A 22,635-nucleotide genomic window follows, 5' to 3' on the forward strand; every position below is an offset into this window, starting at 1 on the left:
TCGTGTTCAGCGCGCTCGGGTTGACCGCCGCGGCGTTCTGCCAATCCGCAACGGCGCAGATCGTTCCCGCCGCAGGCCCGCACGCACCGGGCGTCGGCGTGACGCCGAACGGTTTGCCACTCGTCAATATCACTGCACCCACGGCGGCAGGCGTCTCCCACAATCAGTACCAGCAATTCGACGTACCGACCCAAGGCGCCATTCTCAATAACGCCGCCACGATCGTGCAAACGCAGACTGGCGGGTTGATCCCGGGAAATCCGAATCTAACCGGCGATCCGGCGCGCCTCATCCTCAATCAGGTAACGAGCACCCTCCCGTCGAATCTCGCCGGGTATCTCGAAGTGGCTGGGGGCCGAGCGGAAGTCATCGTGAGCAACCCGAATGGCATTACGTGCAACGGTTGCGGCTTCATCAATACCTCACGCGGCGTGCTGACAACCGGCTTGCCAGTGTTTGGCGGCAGTGGCTCTCTCGAAGCGTTTCGCGTCACCGACGGCACGGTGAACGTGACCGGTAACGGATTTAATGCAGGCAACCTTTCACACGCAGCCCTGCTCGCACGCGCGGTCGAGGTCAACGCCGCGGTTCATGCGCAGCAACTAGACGTCGTGACGGGGCGAAACGAAGTCGACGCATCGACGTTCGACGTACGCTCGACCGAAGCGTCGTCAGGCGTGGCGCCCGCGTTTGCACTCGACGTGTCGCGTCTTGGGGGCATGTACGCGGGCAAGATCCGACTCATTGGCACCGAGGCTGGCGTTGGCGTCAACGTGGATGGCGATGTTTCGGCTAACGGGGGAACCCTGACCTTATCGAGCGAAGGTCAGTTACGCGTCTCTGGGAAACTGCACGCAGGCGGCGCGCTTCACGTGAAGACTGCCGACAGCATCCATGTAAGCGGCGATGTCCTCGCGACCGATGCGCTGCACTTGCAAACAGCACGCGATCTGATCAGTACCGGGCAATTTCACAGCGGGGCTGACGTCACGCTCTCCGTTAGCGGCACGTGGCAACACGACGGCGTGGCGTCGGCGGCTCGACATTTTCAAGGCAACGCGAACAGCGTGACATCGACGGGGACGATCGCCGCAGGCTCCGCCCCGGATGGGACTGCGGGTCAACCGGCGGATATCACGCTAACGGTCGCGGGTTCACTGCAAGCCGCGGGTACCCATACGGCAACCAACAGCATCCGCTTCACGGCAAACGCCATTAACCTGAGCGGCGCGAAGACCACAACGCCGCAGAACCTTCTCATTCATGCACTGAGCGGCTCGCTCTCGATGGTCGGTGCGACGACTCGCGTTGGCAGCACAGCGACCTTGACCAGTCAGGGCGAACTCAGTCATGACAGCGCGTCGTTGGCGACGCAGCATCTGTCGATCGACGCGGCCGGACTGACTAATCGGGGCGGAGAACTTTCCCAATGGGGAACGTCGGTCACGAACATCACTCTGCGTGGCGCGCTGGATAACCGCGATGGTCGAATCGCCGTCAATGGCTCGGACCTGTTGCTGAGCTCCGCGTCGCTGGATAACACCGCGGGCAAGATCGACCATGCAGGCACTGGTGCGACGCGTCTGATAACCGGCCGAATCGACAACACCGACGGCTCGCTCGCGACAAACGGCGCGTTGCACCTGAGCGCGGACAGTTGGCGAAACGATCGGGGCGAGGTCTCTGCGAAACAAGCGCTTTATCTGCTAACGCACGGGTTGGTGAGCAACCAGGCTGGTTTGATCCAGTCGGGAGGCCTCTTCTCGCTGGAGGCGGGTGCCCTGAAAAATGACGGCGGCCGTTTGCTGGCATTGGGCGACGCGACGATGCGGATCAGTGTCGTCGGCGAGTTGGCTAACCGGTCGCTGAATCGCGAATGGGGCGAACTGGCGAACGAGGCGGCGAACAGTATTCAGGGAGAGATTGCCGGAAAAGGCGACGTGATCGTGTCGGCGGGCGACGCTATCAACAGCGGAAGATGGGCGTCCGAAGGCACGTTCCGGTTCGAGGCGACCGGCAACCTGCTAAACACCGGCGGCCAGATTCTTGCCCGGGAACGTGTCGCACTGGCCGTGCGCGAACTGCTGGACAACACCGGGGGCCGCGTCCACACAGAAGGTCAGCTAGACGCTTCGGCCAACACCCTGCGCAATGTGGGCGGTCAGGTGCATGCGGGTTCGCTGGCAATAGTCGCCGCACGGCTCGACAACACGTCGGGCGAAATCGAGCAGAGCCAACCGTCGGAGTCGCCGAAACAGCGTAGCGACACTTCACCACAGTTGAAGATCGGCGAAGCCCTGATCAATCACGACGGCACGATCCGACTTGCCGCCCACGACGCGCTGATCGACACCCAGACATTCGATAACGCAGGCGGCACCGTAGCGCATGCCGGGGACGGGCACTTGGTGGTCCATGCCACCTCGCTCGATAACCGCAGCGGTCAGATCGGCACCAACGGCGACCTGCAACTGGCGGCGGAATCGCTCGAAAACGATCGCGGTCGCCTCACGGCGTTGCATTCGTTGACGGCAGATACAACTTCCTTCATCGACAACACATCTGGAACCATCGCCGGACAAGCCGTCACGCTGCACGCACAAACGGTGCTCCAAAACGCGCGAGGCACGATTGAGTCCGCGGACACACTGGACATTCGCGCGCAACAGTTGAACAACGACGGCGGCGCGCTGCGCAACAGCGGGCAGGGCCGAACCGTGATCGTTGCGACAGACGGCATCACTAACCGGCAAGGCGCAGAAATCGCCTCGAATGGTGCGGTGACGCTCAGCACGGGCACGCTGGACAACACCGAAGGCACCCTGCGGTCTGGCCAATCGCTCACGCTGGAAACCGCAGCGCACCTCATCAACGAGCGCGGCGAACTTCGTGCGAACGGTGCGCTAGACGCTGCAATCGGTGGCGCATTCACGAACCGGTCAGGACGTACAGCAGCCCACGATGCGCTACGTCTAGCAGTAACCGATGGCATCGAAAACTCGGAAGGCCGCATCGAAGCCGCCGCAGAGAGCGCACAACTCAGTCTTTCGTCCGCAACGCTCAACAACGAGGGCGGGACGATCGTCAATGCGGGAACGCGAGCGCTCGATATTGCCGTACTCGGACACGTCCTAAATCAACCATCGCGTGCGCCGAATACATCGCCGATATCGGAAGCATCAGAAGCGTCGGGGCAAGCAAATAGCAAGGCGCGTGGCGGCATCATTGCAGACAACGGTGTCGTCAACCTCTCGTCCCGCAGTCTTGAGAATCTGGAAGGTGCGCGCATTGAAAGCAGTCATTCGCTAACGCTCACAACCGGTGGCGATTTTTCCAACCGACAAGGGCACGTTCAAACCAACGGCGCGCTCTCGTTGAATGTGCAGGGCGATATCGACAACGGTGCGGGTGAAATCCACGCGGGCGGCGCACTGCTGGTACATGGCCGGAACATCGCCAATCGGCAAGGTAGCATTCGCGCCAACGACGCGCTGACACTGACCACCTCCGGCGAACTAGACAACACGGACGGGGAAATTCATGCCGGTGGTGGTTTGCAGGCGAGTAGCCGAAGCGTACGCAATCGGCAAGGCAAGATCCTCACTATTGGCGCGCTATTGCTCTCGGCACGAGACGAAGTCGACAACAGCACAGGGGACATCCACTCAAGCGGCGCAATGCGGGTGAGCGGCGACACCATCGTCAACGCGCAAGGGCGTGTCCGAACGAACGATGCCCTGTCGCTCACCACGCAAGGTGCTATCGACAACACCGCTGGCGAAATCCGCTCGACGGGCTCGGCAAACTTGAGTGCGGAGAACTTCGTCAATCAGCAAGGGCTTCTACGCACGAACGACGCGCTGACACTGGCGGCACGCCGCGACGTCGATAACTCCGGGGGAGAGATCCACTCGACTGGCGCAGTACGCGTGAGCGCCGAAAATCTTATGAATCGGCAAGGCCGCGTCCTATCGAACCGCGCCGCGACGCTCGGGGTAGACCGTGATCTCGACAATACCGATGGCGAGATTCACGCGGCTGGTGCGTTAGATGGGCGCGTAGACGGTGCACTGACCAACGTTCGCGGGAGCATCGAGGTTGCGAGCAACACTGCGCTGCGCGCCGACTACGATCCCGCGTCATCCGAACCGTCCAAGACGACAAACGATACCGATGGCGGTGACACGCCAAATGCCCCCAACGAAACCATCACACTGCGCGCTGCGACGCTCGACAACACCGATGGTCGCATCGTCAACGCCACGCTAGGCCAAACGACGCTGCACGCTGACGAGATTCGCAACGACGCATCGCTTCCGCCGTCGACATCCCGCCCGACGGGATTCATCGGCGGGAACGGCAATGTCGAGATACAGAGCTTAGTGTTGCGCAACGGTTCCGGAGCCGGGATCCATTCAGGGCAAGATCTGGCGCTCACGATTCGCGACCGCTTCGAGAGCGCCGGATCGCTGTTCAGCGGCCGCGATCTGCATCTGACCGGTTACGACGGCAAAGGTGTTCAGGCCTTCGACAACCTCGGGCAACTTCAGGCACGGCAAGACGTCAGGCTTACGGCCGCGCTGCTGAATCACCGAGGCGGCGAGATTGCCGTCAACCGGGATCTGCATCTGGCCGCTGACCAGTTGCTTGGCGTCGGACAGCTTCGCGCAGGCAACACGTTGAACATCACGCTGCCGGGCGACTTCATCCTTGGCCCGTCCCACGATTGGCGTTCGAACGGTGATCTCAATCTGACGATCTCCGGACTGTTGACTGTCACTGGCGAGCTCGCGGCGGTACGCAAACTCACCGTAAATGCCGCTCGCTTGCTCAATCAGGGGGGCGGACGAATCAAAGGTCGGACAGTCTTCGCCAATGCCACCGATCGGATCGACAACGCGTCGCGAATCGACGGCGACGACGTACAGCTTCGCGCGCCGGTATTCCACAACACAGGCGCAGTCATTGGCGAGCGCATCCGATTCGACGGCACCCATCTGACGAACACTGGCGCCGCTGCCGTCATGGCCGCCACGCAGCAACTGGATATCTTCGCCCAGGGTCAGGTACTCAACGAGAACGGCGCGACGTTATATAGCCTCGGCGGCTTGCGCATCGGCGCGTCAGACGCACGTGATGGCGCCGGCTTCCTTGCCCAACAAGCAACCGGGCTGACGAACCGGTCGGCAACGATTGAGGCGGGCGGCGACATCGACATTGCCGTCAAGACGTTCGTGAACGAGCGCGGTCAGATCAACATCGAGCGCGGCATCGACGAGGGAACGACAACCGCCGTTCGGCACGTTTGGATCGCTGGGTATGTGACATTGCCCGACGACACGTCGCTTGCACGGTGTGCCGCCGCGACTGGCGCGCCGTGTCAGGAGCTTCCGACCCGGCATTGGAGCCATAGCCTGCGAATCGACGATGGGCCAACGATGATTGATGAGCCTATTTATGAAGTCAATGATCGTGGGCAACCGACGGATCGCATCAAGGAAACGAAGAAAGTCCCGAATCCCGGCAATATTCCATTCACCCAATGGCGCTGGACTCAAGAGGCGAGCGCAGCCCACTCCGCCGAGAAGCTCTATGCAGTGCGCGATCCCATCGCCGTCACGCTGCCTAAGGGGCACCTCACTGCACTAGACACCGACAACAAGACCTTCTCGTTAGCGAAGCCGATCATCGAGGTCTACAAAGACTCGGTGTATTCCGTCGATTACGCCACTCGCAACATTACGCAACGCGCGGTCCAGCACTTCGAATCCATTCAAGACGACGGGAATGGCAACTGGATCGTGCGCTTTTGGCCCGATTACGACCCGTCACAGCACATTCGCCCGACGGTGGTCGATGAGGCGCGCCAGCCGATTACCGGCGCGCCGGACGAGGGGGCACGGATATTCCGATTCGGTCACGGCATTCAAGACGGGCGCGACACCAACGAATACCGGCGGCAAATCACCACGCGCAGTACGGTCGATCGAATCGTCAGTGCAGACGCGCCCGGTGTCATCGCGTCGCAGCGCTCGATTCGCTTGAACGTCGAGGCAGCCAGCGCCCTCAACTACGCGTCAGTCATCAGCGCGGGGGGAAACCTCGACGTGCGAGGCAACGGCGGCGAGATCACCAACCGCAGCGTCGGGCTTGAGCGTATCGAGCAGACCAGTCAAACGTCCGATCTTTACTGGCACGAGAAGCGCGGCAATAAGAACCGGTGGTTCACGTCGGTGAACTTGGGCACGTCCGAGCGCAAGTCCGTCGTTGGTGGCCTCGACGCCGTGATCTCCTCGAACCAGTCGACGCGAATTCACGGGCGAGACATCGTGATCGATACCGTCTCGGGAGATGGCAGTCTCATCGATGCACGGTGGGTCGATGCTCAGGTGTCGGCGCGTGTTCCGGATGTTCCAGGAACGCTGGACGTACCGGATGTGCAGCGTCCGGAGAATCCCCAGCGGCCACAAGTGACGATTGATGCTGACGACACGCTCGCATCAACCGTCTCCACCGCAGCGCAATCCACCATCGACGCGCCGCAACCAGCGCAGGTGTCGACTGTCGTATCGGGCGCGCTGCAAACGCTCGATCCGGTGTCAGGCGGCATTCCCGACCTGACATTGCCGAGCAGTGGCTTGTTCAGCATCGTGACGGCACCGTCGCAGCCATACCTCGTTGTCACCGACGCGCGCTTTACCGATTACGGCAAGTTCGTATCCAGCAATTACATGCTGGATCTGCTGAACGTCGATCCGGCGGGAATCGAACGGCGCATTGGCGATGGGTTCTATGAGGCGAAGCTGGTTCGGGATCAGATCCTTCGGCTAACGGGTCGCGCAAGGCTGACGGCCTACGACAGCAATGAGGCCGCCGCGGCCGATACGGAATATCGCTCGCTGCTTGCGCAAGGCGCGCGCGCCGGGCGGGATCTGTTGCTCCGAGTCGGCATTCGCCTCACTGAAGCGCAGATGCAAGCGCTGACCGACGACATTGTCTGGCTGGTCAAGCAGGATGTCACCGCACCCGATGGCTCCACGCAAACCGTGCTGGTACCGACGCTCTATCTCGCGCATGGCAAACGCGTGAGCCTGCAACCTGGTGGCGCACTCGTCACGGGACGCGACATGGTCGTGGAAGCCAGCCAGACGGTGAGCAACCGAGGGCAGATTGTCGGCGATGCCAGCACAAAGATTCGCGCCGTCGATATCGAGAATCATGGGGTGATTGGAGGGATTGCCCCGGGTGGAATCAAGGGCGCAGGGGGTGTCAGCAAGGCGGGACGGGACGGCGCCGCGAACTTGGGAAGCGCCGCTCGGGACGGAGCGGCCATCGTCGGCAGCGTGGAAAGCGTGGCGCCTGTGAACATCGACCGGGTGAGTGTCGGCAACGTCGAGGTCATCGCCTCGCGCGATATCGCGAACATTGGCGGCGAGATCCTCGGCAACCAAGTGCGCGTGGAAGCCGGGCGCGATGTCGTGGTGACGAGCCAAACACGCACGGTCGATTGGATGGGCGTTGGTGGCAGCGGCAAGACCACCGCCGTCGATGCCATCGGACGAATCGGCACGCTAGACACGCTAAACGTGACCGCCGGGCGTGACCTGAACGTCACGGGCGCCCAAATTCAATCGAGCGGTGATACCGAGCTGCGCGCTGGCCGTGACGTCTCAATCGGCTCCATCGCGGTGGACCGAAGCTTTGGCGATGGTCGCACTGGCGACAACCGCAGCGCGACTCAAGTCACCGAACACGCCGCGTCGGTCGTCGATGTCGGAGGAAATACCAGCGTTGTCGCTGGCCGGGACGCAGTGACCAAAGGCGCGCAGGTGAATACCGGCGGCAATGTTGTCATCGCGGCTGGCCGCGACGTTGAGGTGGCTGCCGTTACCGACAAGTTGGATTTCACGGGCCGGTCGCGTAACGACGGTCATGCCGCTACAGCGGACACGCACACAGAAAGCGTCCAGGGCAGTGACATCCGGGCTGGCGGTGCCATCGGCATTGCGGCGGGCCAAATCGAAGCAGTTCAGCGTGTACTCGAAGAGCGTGGCGTACGCGCCTACGTCTCGGAAGAGGGCTCGCGCAAAGGCGACGCCAAGGTTCTCGGCTCGTACGTCAGCGCAGGGGATAGCGGCGTCAGAAGTGGCAACCAGGATGCGGGCGCCAAGGGTGCCGTACAGATCGTCGCCTCAGGTGACGTGACCGTCGGCGGAGTCACCGCACAGCATGACGACGTTCGGTGGTCGCGCGACACCAAGTCCGGCCTCCTCTCCAAAACTACAGAAGAACGCTACCGCGAGGTACACGGTACACAAACGACCGGCAGCACCGTGTCTGGAGACACCGTAAAGATTGCATCGGGACGGGATGTTTCCATCATCGGCTCGAACGTCGTTGCAGACGGCAACGCGACCGTTGCGGCCCAGGGCAATGTAGCGATCACCTCCGCAGAAGACCGCCAGCAGTCGCTCAGCGTCTCGGAAACCAAAACTAGCGGTGTGTTCGGCAGCGGCACGAGCATCACCATCGGCAAACGCAGCGAGAAGGAGACCAAGCGCCGCGAGAGCACGAGTCAGACAGGCAGCGTGCTTGGCTCCGTGACTGGTGACGTGACGGTGCGAGCTGGAGACGAGTACCGACAGGAAGGCAGCGCGGTTATCGCGCCTGCGGGCAACATCGACATTTCGGCCAAGCGCGCTGCCATTACGGAGAGCGTTGAGCGGGATGCCACCGAGCGTGAAACCGAGGTCCGCCAATCCGGCGTGACGATTGCGATCAGCAGTCCGCTATTGGCTGCGGCCGAAACCGTCGGCCAAATGGGCAAGGCGGTGAGCAAGGTCGACGACGGACGCATGAAAGCGCTCGGCGTCGCCGCCGGTGGATTAGCGGTCAAGAACGCTGCCGATACCGTCAAGAATCTGAAAGATGCGGCCAATGTAAGCGTCTCGATTACGGTCGGTGGCTCGATGCAGAAGAGCCGCGAGACACAGGAGAGCACCACGTCGATCGGCTCGAGGGTGAGTGCGGGTGGCAACGTTTCGGTGAGCGCCGAAGGCGACGGCAAAGCCTCATCTTTGCTCGTTCGCGGCAGCGATATCAAGGCTGGACAAGACGCGACGCTCAAGGCCGATGGCGATATCAGCGTGCTAGCGAGCGCCGACACTTTCGAACAGCACCGCAAGAGTAGTGGCATCTCGGGCGGTATTGGCGTAGGCGTGTCCGTCGGCAGCAATGGCATGTCCATCGGGGTGACCGCAAACGCCAGTGCCTCGCGCGGCAAGGCGGATGGCAAAGACGTCACGAACAACTACAGCCACATCACGGCTGATGGCAAAACCACGGTGGCATCGGGCGGCGACACGACCGTCAAAGGCGGCGTGATTGCGGGCGAGCGCGTCGTGGTCGACGTCGGCGGCGATCTGAGCTTGGAGAGCTTGCAAGACACCAGCGTCTATGAGTCGAAAGACCAATCCATCAGCGCCAGCGGCACGGTGGGGTTTGGCGGGGCGTCCGGGAGCGTGAACGTCAGTCACCAGAAAATCAGCAGTGATTTCGCGAGCGTGACCGAACAAGCCGGGATCAAAGCGGGCGACGGCGGCTTTGACGTGTCGGTTAGCGGCAACACCGATCTCGTCGGTGCCGTTATCGCGTCCACTGACAAGGCGGCCGAGTCGAATAGGAATCGTCTGAAAACCGGTTCGCTGACCGAACGCGACATCGAGAACCACGCGGAATACGACGCCTTCGGTGTGAGCTTGGGCGGCGGAGTCAGCACAGGCGGCGGCGATAGCGCTAAGGTCGGCACCGATCAGAAGGGCCACGCCGAAACCGGAGCGAAAGCGATACCCGGCAGTGAGTTACCGAAGACCGGCCCGGTAAGCGTGGCCCCACCGACGGCAGTCGCAGCAAGCGGTAACGCGACGAGCGTGACGCGAAGTGGCATCAGCGCTGGGGTCATCGAAATCACGGATGAAGCGTCGCAACTGGCGAAAACCGGCAAGACAACGGAAGAAACCATCGCGTCCGTGAACCGTGACGTCTCCACAGATAAGGACGGCACCAACGCTCTAACCAACAAGTTCGATAAGGAACAGATCGAAACCAGCTTCGAAATCATGCAAGCGTTGCAGCGCGAAGTTGGGACGTTTGTGAACAACCGCGCCAAGAAAGCCGACGAGATCGAAGCGCAACTCAAGAACACCACCGACCCCGTGCAGCGTGCAGCACTAAGCGAGCAACTTGCCGACGCAAAGAAATGGGGACCGGGTGGCGATTACCGGTTGATCGTGAGCGCCGTCACCGCAGGCATCGGGGGCAACGTCACGGGGGCCGCTGGTGAAATGGCCTCACGCGCGACGGTGACCTATCTGCAAGGACTCGCCGCAAAAGAGATCAAGACGCTAGGTGAGAACCTTGATCCCGCATCGAAAGCCACCTTGCATGCCATCGCCGGTTGCGCGGGCGGTGCCGCGTCAGGTGGGAGTTGCGACGCAGGTGCGATGGGGGCCGCAGCGGGATCGTTGCTCGGCAGTCTGCTGGCAACCGCCGATAAGCCCGGACAGCCGCTTTCGCAGTCTGAGCGGGAAGCTCGCGTCAACCTGATCACGTCAATTGTGGCGGGTGTGACGGCGGGCGTCGGCCGGGACGTGGCGACAGCCTCAACAGGGGCAAAGACCGAGGCTGAAAACAATACGCTGGGGATTACGGTTCTGCCCCCGCCACCACAAACCGGTACACCGTCAGGGCAGACGAGTGGTAATCGGGGCAAGAGCGCCCCCGACGAACTGGATCCAAATGGTAGAGGCACCGGCAGCGCTAAGTCCGCCACAGCAAGACTTGCTTACGCATTACGCGAAGCCCTAGCAGACGCAGCGTGCAAGGTGTCGCCGTTGGCTTGTGCAAGTCGTCACGTTGCGGAGCAAGCCTCAGAACGCGTGGGCTCGGATGCCTCTGAAAACCCAACGATTACCGCCACGCCAAACAACGGCCCATCGGGCGCCACAATCACCACCACACCAGACTCTGGCGAGAAAGGCCCGACGTTGACGGCCACGCCAGATAAAGGCGAACGCAGCGCTACAATCACCGCAACACCGGATCAGGACTCGAAAGGCCCAACCATTACCGCGACGCCCAACGACGGGCCGGTGGTGTTTGATCCGATGTTGAAGACGCCGGAAGACATTTCTCCGTCGCAGGAAGCCGACGAAAAACGCACTGCTCGGCCGAAACGGTTCCGAAAAAAAACAATCGAAGATGCTTGGAGTGATGCCCCAGTCGGTTCCAACTCGTCAACGAAAGCTTGTCCTACTTGCGGGAAAGATGTCGAGGTGGCGCCAGGCAACGGCCCGCGCGATTGGGATATCGACCATCAGCCACCTTGGAGCCAGCGCGATCATTCGGAAAAGACGCGGAAGGAAATATTGGATAATTTCAACGAAGGTACCCGCCTAGAATGTCCAGGGTGTAATCGTTCAAGAGGCGCCAAACCGGCAGAGAAATGACATGTCTATAGTTGAACATTTGGAACGCCATCTCGGCACAATCCAATGCGGATGGAATTCATCGTCCAATTGTGCAGATGCGCCGTCCATAGGAACTTCTCGCGTTCAAGTCGTAAGGTTTGAGAACACTCTCTGGGACGATGCAGTTTCGTACTCAACGCTCGGGTTGAGCGAACGCGTCAAACACCTAAGCGATGGACGAACTATTCGGCAAGAACTTCTTTTTGCCACGCATGCAAAATACACGCCTGCCCATATTGCATCGTTCCTGCTCTCATTTGCAGAATGGGTCGCTGAACGTGATGGAGCACTTCTGCGTGGCCAAGTCATCGGACCAAGTACGCCATTAGTCACCGGCGCACGTGCAAACGCTGTATATGTTTCAAATCCGGTAATTTTTCCTGATGGCATATCGCCGTATGTTGGAGCCCCTCCAACTACCATATTGGCCTGGCTTATTCCACTCGTAAGCGACGAGGCAGACAGAATTAGAAATATAGGATGGGAGAGATTTGAGGAAGTATTGGAATCTTCGGATATAGATTTTCTTGATTTAGATCGAGATTCAATTATTTTTTAACATTATCCTTGACAATACTTCAATATCAATTCCTCAATATTGCGACACAACCCCATGTGATATTTATGACACAACCACGATGCATGGCTCTGAAGATCAGTTGCTCGGCGGACCATTGCTTACAGCAACCTAGAAATCTGACATGAATGAAGATCAAAAAATGGAGATACTCCTCGGCGGAACGCTTGAAGATTCTAGCTCAAGAGTTGTTCCCGGCACGGAGGAGGCTAGTTCAAGAAAAGTGATGTATTTTTCTGATGATGGGAAAAATAATCTATCGAAGCAATTCAAGAACCTCACTTGTTTCACCAACCCACCTTTCGCCACTGCCGGTGGCGTATGCGAAGCTGGCTGTCAGATCATTCCGTCCGGAGGGCCAACCTTTCATGCAATTGTTTTTCATGGCGACATCGCTGGATGGACGAAAGATATCGAAGCTGGCGCAAGCGGATTAGGTCTACTACTGGCTCAAATTGACGGCGATCAATTCTCTATCTCCGACAATCGAAAATTTTTATTATGCGAATGTGAAATCAGGTTCACCTGACCCACCTCCGCACGTACTTCATGCGATGTTTGTGGCATTCGGAGCCGCAAGAATTGACATCACTCACGCCCCCTCCCCTCCCCGCCTCGCCAACTACCCAGCTCCGGCATGCTGCGGACCAGACCGCACTCCGTAAGAACACGGTGTCTCTACCGGAAAGTGCACAGAACGCGAAGACACCACAAATCTGACCAATGAAGCAATCCGAATTCGAGCGAGGACTTCGCCTACTGATAAAGGCAGAGGCTAAGGCCATGGGTTGGAAGTCCATCCGCGGCACGCCTTATTGGACGAATGGCCCCTTCTTCTTCTCCATGATCGTGAGCGCAGGAGCGAAGGAGGGGTCATTTCATTCGAGTCTATGGTTCAAGTGGCTAGCACTTGACCGTCTGCTCTGGCACGTGCTCGACATGTCAAGCAATGAGAACGCCCCTTTCAGTCTTCACGCCAACGGAGCCTTCGTGCTTACTGGTTGGCAAATTCAGAGTTTCACCATCCGTGATCTTGTGTGGGAGCCAGGTGTACTAGAACAGCAGATCAAGACCGCAATGCTGGAGGCCGCGTCAAAGGCGGAAGACATAGCGCGGGAGATTGACTCCACGGATGCCTACATGCGTTTTCTCGATAGAGAGTACGAAAAGCGTCCAAATGCGGCGAGTACTGTCTGGCCTGAGCGCCTGCTAGTTCACATGTTGAGAGGGGAAAAGACTTTGGCTACTGAAATCGCAAAGGACAGAATCGTCAAACATGATTGGGGAGGTTTTTATGCTGGAGACAAGACATTCTTCGAACACGCGCTCGCTCTAAATGAGGCCTGACACAAGAGGAATGGTTGGCGCGACGGCAGGCGCTGGCACCTCGTGCCGCAACACCGGCGGTCGCGACCTCACCAGCAACTTCAGCCACATCACGGCTGATGGCAAAACCACGGTGGCATCGGGTGGCGACACGACCATCAAAGACGGCGTGATTGCGGGCGAGTGCGTCGTGGTCGATGTCGTTGTTGGATGATCTATTGGGGATAGCGCCAATGTTCCTTTTCGAATCGAGAAAAGCAGAAACTACAGTTCGGCGACCTCAACACGCCAATCACATCGACATTACGCGCCATCATGCATGGATGAAGGATTATTCATACCTCAACTTCGGTGACAAATGAATCAAGAAAAACCATACACAAACCTACTTACCCTCACCCTCCGATCATCGACACTTCTGTCACTCCTGCTACTAACAACCAGCCTAGCTTACGAAGTAATCTTTCACTCTTTCCATTTCGATCCCAGCATCGTACTTCACCACATCACATTTTCATCAAAAATAGGAGTAGCCGCAGGAATATCTTTCAGTCTAGGTTTTTGGATGCTCAGCAAGCTTTACATCGACCGACGACACTCCAAACCCAGAAATTCATCAGACCGACCATACACCAACGAAAACGAGCATCAAAACAAGAAAACAAAACTCAATCACATAAAAATTTCATTAAGAATATCTTTTTACCTGATTTTAAATTATCTCATCACATTAATTTCAATCAGCCTCATCGCACTGTCACTCGGAATACTGACAACCGAAGACGCTGACAGACCATTCTCGGCACAAAGCGAAGGTCTTCAATCACCCACATAGCGAAATACGGTTGACCAAGTGATCATCAGAAGTCGATCCCAGCTATCCGAGAGAGAGGTCGTTCGCCCCTGATGTACGCACTCCATTCGCTCACTGCCCCCACTCCCCCCCCCCGCAACTCCCGCCCCACCCTCCCCATCCCCCCGCTGTGAATAATCTGCAAAAACTCCCCAAACACCCGAACCAAAACCCACCCCACAGCGCAAACCAATCCCCCGCCAGCCCCCGCGATACGGGGTCTTGAGGGACGTTTGGAGGATGTGCAGCGCGCGAAGCCGTAGTTGGCGTACGACGACATCAGGCGAATCAACGCGTGTACGGTTGCCCTGCCGATCAACGGCGCTGGACGGATGAGCCACAAGCCACCGCGCTTTCGCGGACCTTGCGACTCTCCCAACTACGAACCCACATCACATTGCGAGGTGAATCATGAATGAATGCCCGATACCGGAAGCTGCACTGCTCGATGACAGCGCCGTCGAAATGCTTCGCGTATGGATCACTGAAGATGACTTGCACTGTTCGATGAAAGTCGGCGAGTACGCCGAAGTCATGAACATTACGGAGGAATCCGTTTGGGGAACGATTCTCGCCGACGTCGCGCGCACACTTTCCGAAGCGCTGGAATCCGAGTGCGCCAAATACGGCGGACGTCCCCGCCGCGTCAAACACCCTTCCGAAACGCTCGCGAAAATCTGTGACGCCTTTCTCACCGGATTGAGCGGCCCCGCCGCAAACGACCCCGGCACCACGTTCCAGCAACACTAACGAGGTACCGGCAGGCGATTTTCCTTCCACCGCCCGCCAGCCCCCCAACGTCTGCGCTCACGCGCAAACACAACGTCCAACCCTAAGGTCTACCGCGCCCCCATCTTCGTGCGCGCAATCAACAGCGTCACAAGACTGATCACGGCGCCGACCATCAGATACAGCCCCGGTGCAAGCTTGTTGCCCGTCGAGGCAATCAGCCACGCGACAGCGAGCGGCGTAAAGCCGCCGAAGATCGTCGTGCCGAGGTTGTAACCCACCGCCATCCCCGTGGCCCGCGTGCGTGTCGGGAACAACGACGACATCAACGCCGGAATCGGTGCGAAGTACACCGCCTTGAGCGTCCCCACCCACAGCATCACCAGCATCATCGTCGCGAGCGACGCGTGCGCATTCATGAACGCGAACGCCGGATACACCGTGCACAAGAACAGCACCCCAGCCACCGCCATGATGCGAATGCGGCCCACACGGTCCGACCAATGGCCGACAAACGGCGTGAGCGTCATGATCACAAACCCGGTGACAAGCGTCGCGATAAAGCCCTGCTGCGGCGGCAACCCCAATTGCTTGGTCGCATACGTCGGCATGTACAAAATCATGTAGTTCGCCGTCGTCGTCAAAATCAACGCGCCGATGCACACCAGCAACCGCGACTTCTGCGTCGCCAACACTTCCCGAATCGGTGACGGACCCGCCACTTCACCCGCCGCCGCCTGACTTGCCGCCCGCGCCTTGATCGCCTCCTTCTGGAACGCCGGCGTCTCATCCACATACTTGCGGATGTACAAGCCAATCGGCCCGACCAGCATCCCGAACAGGAACGGAATTCGCCAGCCCCACGAATCCAACTGCGGCTGCGTGAGCGCCCCTGTCAACACCGCACCGAAAGCCGACGCCAACAACGTACTCGCCCCCTGACTCGCAAACTGCCAACTCGACATGAAGCCCGGACGATTCGGCACGTGCTCGACGAGAAACGCCGTCGAACTGCCGAACTCGCCACCCGCCGAGAACCCCTGCATCAAGCGCGACAGGAAAATGCCGATCGGTGCCCACACGCCAATGACGGCATACGTCGGCATAAAAGCGATCAGCCCCGTGCCCACCGTCATCATCGCAATCGACAGCATCAACGACGCCCGTCGGCCATGACGGTCCGCATAGGCTCCCAGTACGAACGCCCCGAGCGGGCGCGCCAGATACGACAACGCGAACGTGCCCAACGCCATCAGCAACGACACCGTCTCGTCGTGCGCCGGGAAGAAGAGCTTCGAGATCGTGACGGCGAAGTAGCCGTAGACGATCAGGTCATACCATTCCAGCGCATTGCCGATCGACGTGGCAACGATCAACTTGTACACGGGTACGTGAGCGGCTGGTCTCTCGTTGGATGCGTCGGATGCGGTGGCAGCAACGTCCGCGCCTCCCTCCGAAAGACGCCCCGTGTGCCCCGCCCCCGGAGCGGCAGCAGAACTGTTCATCGCGGCTTCCCCTCTTTGAGGTCGACTTCGCCCAGATCCCAAAACAATCCCGCCATGATTTGCAACGCCTCACGCGCCACTGAACCGAGCAAATGCTCGTCAGGTGCATGCTGCGAGCAAGCCGGGTAGGAATGCGGCACCCACAGCGTGGGCAGCCCCAGCACGTCGGCAAATACATCGTTGGGCAGCGTGCCGCCAAGGTTCGGCAGCAGTACCGGCGGCTTGCCCGTCGTCTCGCGCATCGATGCCAGCGCCCACAACACCCACGGGTCTTCCGGATCGAGACGCGTCGCCATCACGCCGCGCTCCACTTCCACATCGACCATCGTGAAACCGTGCGCATCCAAATGCGCGCGCACGATCTCGCCAAGCCGCTCCCAATCGGTGCCGACCACAAAGCGAATTTGCATGTGGGCGTAGGCGTACGGCGGAATCGCATTGACCGGCTTCTCGGGGTTGCCCGTCTTGAACGCCAGCACTTCGATGTTGTTCCAGCCGATCACTCGCTCGGTCGGGGTCAGGCCCGGCTCGCCATAGTCGGCGTCGACTTCCGGATCGTTCGGGCCGCCGCCCACTTCCAACCCTTCTAGCGCACGACGTACCGACGCAGGCAACGCAGGCGGGCGCAACCCCTCGATCAAAATCTTGCCGTTGCCGTCGACCATCGACGCAATCGCATTGGCCAGCACCACGCCCGGGTTACGCAGCAAGCCGCCCCAGTTGCCCGAGTGATGACCGCCTTCGCGCAGATTCAGACTCAGTTTGAAATTCACAAGGCCGCGCGAGCCCAAGAAGACCGTCGGATGCGTAGCCGCCAGACGCGGGCCGTCGGAGGCAATCAGCACGTCGGCACGCAACTCCTCGCGCAGTTGTTCGCAAACCGCGTGCAGGCCCGGAGAGCCCATCTCCTCGCCCATCTCTACGATCATCTTCACGTTGTAGCCAAGCTTTCCGCCGCGTGCAGCAAGCACTTCAGCGAGCGCCGCTAGATTGATCGTGTGCTGGCCCTTGTTGTCCGCCGTGCCACGGCCATACCAACGGTCGCCTTCGACAACGATCTCCCACGGCTTGAGTCCGGCACGCCATTGCGCGTCGTAACCACGCACGACATCGCCATGGCCATAGGTGAGCACCGTCGGCAGGTCGTCGGCTTCGCGACGCTCGGCAATCAGGAAGGGGCCGCCGCCCGGCGCAGGGTTCGGCACGATGCGCGAAGTGAAGCCCAGCGCGGCGAGCGCAGGCGTCATTTCATCGGCAAGGTAGGCATGGAGAATGTCGCCGCTATCGGCTTCCTGACTCTCCGTCTTGAACGCCACGCGGCGGTTGAGGGTATCGAGAAACGCGCCCGAATCGTATTGGGCGGTGGCTTGAGCAATTGCGGCATTACGGGTCACTGCATGTCTCCAAATGGCTTATGGGGACGGCGGCCGGGGCTCGCACTCGCGCTGCGACGCGTGTCGGTAGCACGCTCTGGCACAACCGTTCAGGCCATTCTAGGAGTCGGTTTTTTTGACAACAATGATAATATTTCGAACGTTCCGTTGCCGTTTCGGCAAAGCAGATGGCACACGTTTTCCATGTGTTTCAGCCTACGCACGCCGCTGGCTCTAGCCCCCTCAACCGCACTGTGCCGCCTATGCAAACTCACGCTCTGCGCTACTTTCTCGAAGTCGCCCGAACCGGGTCGCTCAGCCGCGCGTCGGAGCGTCTGCACGTGGCTGTGTCGGCACTGAGTCGCCAAATTGCGAAGCTGGAAGAGGATCTGGGGACGCCCCTGTTCGAGCGGCGCCCGCGCGGCATGGTGCTTAGCGAAGCGGGCGAAATGCTCGCGGACCACGCGCGGCGTGTCTTGCTCGATGCGGAACGTGTGACCTCGGAGATTCGCGAGCTGACGGAAGTCGGTCGCGCCACCATTCGCGTGGCGAGTTCCGAAGGCGTTGCACGCGACTTTCTGCCGCAAGTGTTTGCGCGCTTTCGCGAGGCATACCCGGGCGCGCACTTCCTGCTCGATGTCATCTCGCCGTTTGCCGCCACCGAGCGCGTGCGAGACGGCGAAGCCGACATCGCCGTCTGTTTCAGCGTGGCACCGGAAAAAGGCGTGCAGGTGGTGCATACGCAGCCCGCGCCCATCTATGCCCTCATGGCGCGTGGCCATCCGCTCGCCAAACGGCGCGAAGTGGCACTGGCCGATTTGCTGCCTTACCCGCTGGCGCTCTCCAACGCCGGGGTGACCATTCGGCAGATGTTCGATCTGTGCTGCACCCTCGAAGGTTTGCTGTTCGAGCCGGTATTCGTCAGCAACTATCACGCCGCACTGCACAGCTTCGTGCGCACGGGCAACGCCGTCACGCTCACTGGACTGCTGACCGTGCGTAGCCGTCTCGCGCCGGAAGGGCTTGTCGCCATCCCCATCCGCAACCCCGCGTTACACCAGCGCTCGCTGCAAGTGCAAACGATGGCGGGGCGCACCCTGCCCGCGCCCGTCGAGGCGTTTCTGGGGCTTCTGATCGATGCGATCCGCGAACCGGAGATTCTCGACCGGCCTCTCGCCAAGCGCGACTGACCGGCTGCCTGACGGACACCCGCCGCACTTCGCTTGCCCCGCTAATTGGCGGGCGGTGGCGGCGTGGTGGCCGCAGCGGTGGCCTGCGCGGGCGTCACATGCTCGTCGTTCGCCATCTGCTCGCGGTCTGTTAGTTGCGCGAAGATCCACGCCGAGCAGCAGGTGATGAACCCCACGCAAGCGAACGTTGCACGGAACGCAGGCAAGGCGCCCACGCCCGCACTTTCGCCAAACGCACCGGTGAACGTCACGAGCAGCGCGCCCCCGACCGTCAGACCGAAGCTCATCGCGAGCATCTGCACGAGCGAGAACAGACTGTTGCCGCCGCTCGCGTCGTCGGGGTTCAGGTCCTTGAGCGTGAGCGTATTCATCGCGGTGAACTGAATCGAATTCACTCCGCCGAGAATGCCCAACTGGACGATGAGCAACGGCACCGGGTAATGCGGCGTCACCAGCGCAAAACTCGCCATGACCACGCCCGCGAGAATCGTGTTCCAGACCAGCACCGGACGATAGCCGTAGCGCGTCACCAGATGCGTCGCAAGACTCTTCGCGAAGATGCCCGAAATCGTGATCGGCAACATCAGCAAACCCGCCTCGAATGCCGTGTATCCCAGACTGACTTGCAGCAGCAGCGGCACGAGATAAGGCACCGCCGCAATGCCGATGCGCGCAAACAAATTGCCCAGCAATCCCACGCTGAACGTATGCACGCGAAACATCGCCAGCGAGAACAGCGGCTGCGGCGTGCGGTTGGCGTACAGACCATACGCGACGAACCCGGCAAAGCCCACGACCAGCAACACCAGCATCAGCGCGTGCGCGCCTGCCATATCGGCATGCCGGTCGAGTGCGAGCGATGTCGCGATCATCCCCACCGAGAGCAGCAAATAACCTTTGATATCGAACCGCGTCTGATGCGGCGCACGCGCGTTGACCAAAAAGAAATGCGCCGCCACACAGCCCAACACGCCTACCGGCACGTTGATGAGAAACACCCAGTGCCACGAAGCGACTTTGACCAGCCAGCCGCCAAGCGTCGGGCCGATCAGCGGACCAATCATCCCCGGCACGGCCACGAACGCCAGCGCTTGCAGGTACTGCTCGCGCGGGAACGCCCGCAGCACCGCCAGCCGCCCCACCGGCAACAACATCGCGCCGCCGAACCCCTGCACCACACGCCAAACGACGAGCGCATCGAGCATCGTCGAGTACGCACACATGGCCGAGCCGATGGAGAAGATGGTGAGCGCGCTAGTGAAGACGATGCGCGTGCCGAGCCGGTCTGCGAGCCATCCCGAGAGCGGAATGGTCACGGCCATTGTCAGTGCGTAGGCGATGACCACCGCCTGCATGTGCAACGGCGATTGACCTAAGTCGCGCGCCATCGCGGGCAAAGCGGTATTGACGATCGTCGAGTCCAGCGTCTGCATGAAAAAGCCGACAGACACGACAAGCAGCATCGCTTTTTGCCGCCAAGCGGTGAGTGGAGTTTCAGTCATAGCGCAGCATCATGGATATTCAGGCGGAATATTCCGGCGGGACATTCCAGCGAGATATGCCGACGCGGCGACATATCGACGGGGTCACGAATGCGCGTATGTTCGCACACTCGCGGTACCCGTCCTACCGGTGATTCACGCTGGCGATATCACCGACCCTGCACCGCCTCTCGCACTTGCTCCAGCGCCGCCGGATCTTCCAGCGTGATGAGATCGCCCGTCTCACGCCCCTCGCAAATCGCCTGAATCGCGCGGCGCAGCAGCTTACCCGAGCGAGTCTTGGGCAGCATCGTCACGAAGAACACGCGCGCCGGACGTGCAACCGCGCCCAGTTGCTTATCCACCGTCTTCATCACGTCGCCTTCCAGGGCGAGCCGCTGTTCCGTGGTCTCGACCAACTCCGGCTGGCGCAACACGGCAAAGGCAATGGCGACCTGCCCTTTGAGCGCGTCTTGCGCCCCGATCACCGCCACTTCTGCCACCGCCGGATGGCTCGCAATGCTCTCTTCGATTTCACGCGACCCCAGCCGGTGCCCCGCGACGTTAATCACGTCGTCGGTGCGGCCCAAGATGAAGTAGTAGCCGTCGTCGTCGCGCACGCCCCAGTCGAAGCTCGAATACAACTGCCGTCCGGGCACCGTTTCCCAATACGTTTTGACGAAGCGGGCGTCGTCGCCCCACACGGTGCTCATGCACCCAGGCGGCAGCGGCCCTTCAATGGCCAACACGCCTTTCTGGTTCGGCCCGCAATCTTCGCCGGTCACCTCGTCGACCAGCTTCACGTCGTAACCGTACACAGGCTTGCCCGGCGACCCCAGCTTGCTCGGCAACACCTCGACACCGCGCGCCATGCCGAGAATCGGCCAGCCCGTCTCGGTTTGCCAATAGTTGTCGACCACCGGCTTGCCCACGCCGTCCGTCAGCCACCGTGCGGTGGGCTCGTCGAGGGGCTCGCCCGCGAGGAAAATCAGCCGCAGCGACGACAAGTCGTACTGCGTGAGATACGCGGGGTCTTGCTTCTTCAGCACCCGAATCGCCGTCGGCGCAGTGAACAGTTGCGTCACACGGTACTTCTCGACAATGCGCCACCAGATGCCGCCGTCCGGGCGAATCGGCGTGCCTTCGTACATCACCGTCGCGATGCCCGCGAGCAGCGGCGCATAGACGATGTAGCTATGCCCGACCACCCAGCCGATGTCGGACGCGCAAAACATCGTGTCGCCCGGCTTCGCGCAGAAGATGTGCTGCATCGACGAGGCCAGCGCCACTGCATAACCCCCAGTGTCGCGTTGCACGCCCTTCGGTTTGCCCGTGGTGCCCGAGGTGTACAGCACGTACGACGGCTCGCTCGATTCGAGCCATTCGCATGGCACGACCGCGTCGAGATGTTGCTCGCGCAGGGCCGCATAGTCGACGTCGCGCCCTTCGACGCGATCCATCGGCGCTAGGCCGCGGTCGATCAGCAGCACACTCGACGGCTTGCTTTGCGCGAGCGTAATGCCCTCATCGAGCAACGGCTTGTAGGGCACGACCTTGCCGTTGCGCGAGCCGGCATCGGCCGAGACGATGACTTTCGGACGCGCGTCGTCGATGCGCGCCGCGAGATTCACCGACGCGAAGCCGCCGAACACCACCGAGTGAATGGCACCGAGCCGCGTGCAGGCGAGCATGGCGAAAAGCGCTTCGGGCACCATCGGCATGTAGATCAGCACGCGCTCACCGCGTGTCACGCCCAGCGATTGCAGCGACGCCGCCATGCGGTTGACCTCGGCGGCCAGCGCGTCGTAGGTGTACACGCGCTCTTGCTCGGTTTCCGTCGACACCCAGATCAACGCGTTCTGCGAGCCGCGTGAGGGCAAATGGCGATCGACGGCGTTGTGGCAGATGTTGGTGCGCCCACCGACGAACCATTTGGCAAACGGTGGCTTGTCGTATTCGAGCACTTGGGTGAAGGGCGTTTCCCAGTCGATCAGGCGGGCTTGCTCCTCCCAGAAAGCCTCGCGCGACTCGGGGTCGACCGAACGGGCATGAAACGACGCGTACGAAGTCATG

The 22,635-nt window shown here is 60.6% G+C and carries 11 protein-coding genes; 7 read left to right on the forward strand and 4 right to left on the reverse strand.

Going from position 1 to position 22,635, the window contains the following annotated elements; genetic code table 11:
- The first annotated feature begins 2 nt into the window (after positions 1-2).
- From PPN31114_RS20715 to PPN31114_RS20740, 6 genes are all read left to right on the forward strand, one after another.
- Positions 3-11,507, forward strand: a complete 11,505-nt coding sequence (locus PPN31114_RS20715; protein WP_246182668.1) for a two-partner secretion domain-containing protein — start codon at positions 3-5, stop codon at positions 11,505-11,507.
- 1 nt (position 11,508) lies between these two features.
- Positions 11,509-12,087 (forward strand): suppressor of fused domain protein, encoded by a 579-nt coding sequence (locus tag PPN31114_RS20720; protein ID WP_150681403.1) that lies wholly within the window; start codon positions 11,509-11,511, stop codon positions 12,085-12,087.
- A gap of 142 nt (positions 12,088-12,229) precedes the next feature.
- The gene (locus PPN31114_RS20725) at positions 12,230-12,634 is read left to right on the forward strand and encodes a hypothetical protein (protein ID WP_150681404.1); all 405 of its coding nucleotides are present in this window, start codon (positions 12,230-12,232) and stop codon (positions 12,632-12,634) included.
- A gap of 194 nt (positions 12,635-12,828) precedes the next feature.
- Positions 12,829-13,452: a hypothetical protein gene (locus tag PPN31114_RS20730; RefSeq protein WP_150681405.1), complete on the forward strand. Its 624-nt coding sequence runs from the start codon at positions 12,829-12,831 to the stop codon at positions 13,450-13,452.
- Between the two features lie 10 nt (positions 13,453-13,462).
- The gene (locus tag PPN31114_RS20735) at positions 13,463-13,645 is read left to right on the forward strand and encodes a hemagglutinin repeat-containing protein (protein ID WP_174988292.1); all 183 of its coding nucleotides are present in this window, start codon (positions 13,463-13,465) and stop codon (positions 13,643-13,645) included.
- Between the two features lie 1,050 nt (positions 13,646-14,695).
- Positions 14,696-15,034, forward strand: coding sequence for a DUF5076 domain-containing protein (locus PPN31114_RS20740; RefSeq protein ID WP_150681407.1), 339 nt, complete (start codon positions 14,696-14,698; stop codon positions 15,032-15,034).
- A gap of 89 nt (positions 15,035-15,123) precedes the next feature.
- On the opposite strand, the gene PPN31114_RS20745 is transcribed toward PPN31114_RS20740, so the two are convergent.
- Both PPN31114_RS20745 and PPN31114_RS20750 read right to left on the reverse strand, forming a co-directional pair.
- Positions 15,124-16,518 carry an MFS transporter gene (locus PPN31114_RS20745; protein ID WP_246182669.1) on the reverse strand — a complete coding sequence of 465 codons (1,395 nt, stop codon included), beginning with the start codon at positions 16,516-16,518 and terminating at the stop codon, positions 15,124-15,126.
- The gene (locus PPN31114_RS20750; RefSeq protein ID WP_150681408.1) at positions 16,515-17,912 is read right to left on the reverse strand and encodes a M20 family metallopeptidase; all 1,398 of its coding nucleotides are present in this window, start codon (positions 17,910-17,912) and stop codon (positions 16,515-16,517) included. Before PPN31114_RS20750 ends, PPN31114_RS20745 begins: the two co-directional genes overlap by 4 nt.
- Before the next feature lie 242 nt (positions 17,913-18,154).
- On the opposite strand from PPN31114_RS20750, the gene PPN31114_RS20755 reads away from it, so the two are divergent.
- Entirely contained in the window at positions 18,155-19,081 is a 927-nt protein-coding gene (locus PPN31114_RS20755) for a LysR family transcriptional regulator (RefSeq protein WP_150681409.1), read from the forward strand.
- Positions 19,082-19,122: 41 nt separating this feature from the next.
- Here the strand turns inward: PPN31114_RS20755 and mdtD are convergent, their stop codons facing one another.
- Both mdtD and PPN31114_RS20765 read right to left on the reverse strand, forming a co-directional pair.
- The gene (gene mdtD, locus PPN31114_RS20760; protein WP_246182670.1) at positions 19,123-20,583 is read right to left on the reverse strand and encodes a multidrug transporter subunit MdtD; all 1,461 of its coding nucleotides are present in this window, start codon (positions 20,581-20,583) and stop codon (positions 19,123-19,125) included.
- Between the two features lie 149 nt (positions 20,584-20,732).
- A complete protein-coding gene (locus tag PPN31114_RS20765; RefSeq protein WP_150681410.1) occupies positions 20,733-22,634 on the reverse strand; it encodes a propionate--CoA ligase in 1,902 nt (633 codons plus the stop codon).
- Position 22,635 lies beyond the last annotated feature (1 nt).

It is taken from the genome of Pandoraea pneumonica (assembly GCF_902459645.1).
GTDB lineage: Bacteria > Pseudomonadota > Gammaproteobacteria > Burkholderiales > Burkholderiaceae > Pandoraea > Pandoraea pneumonica.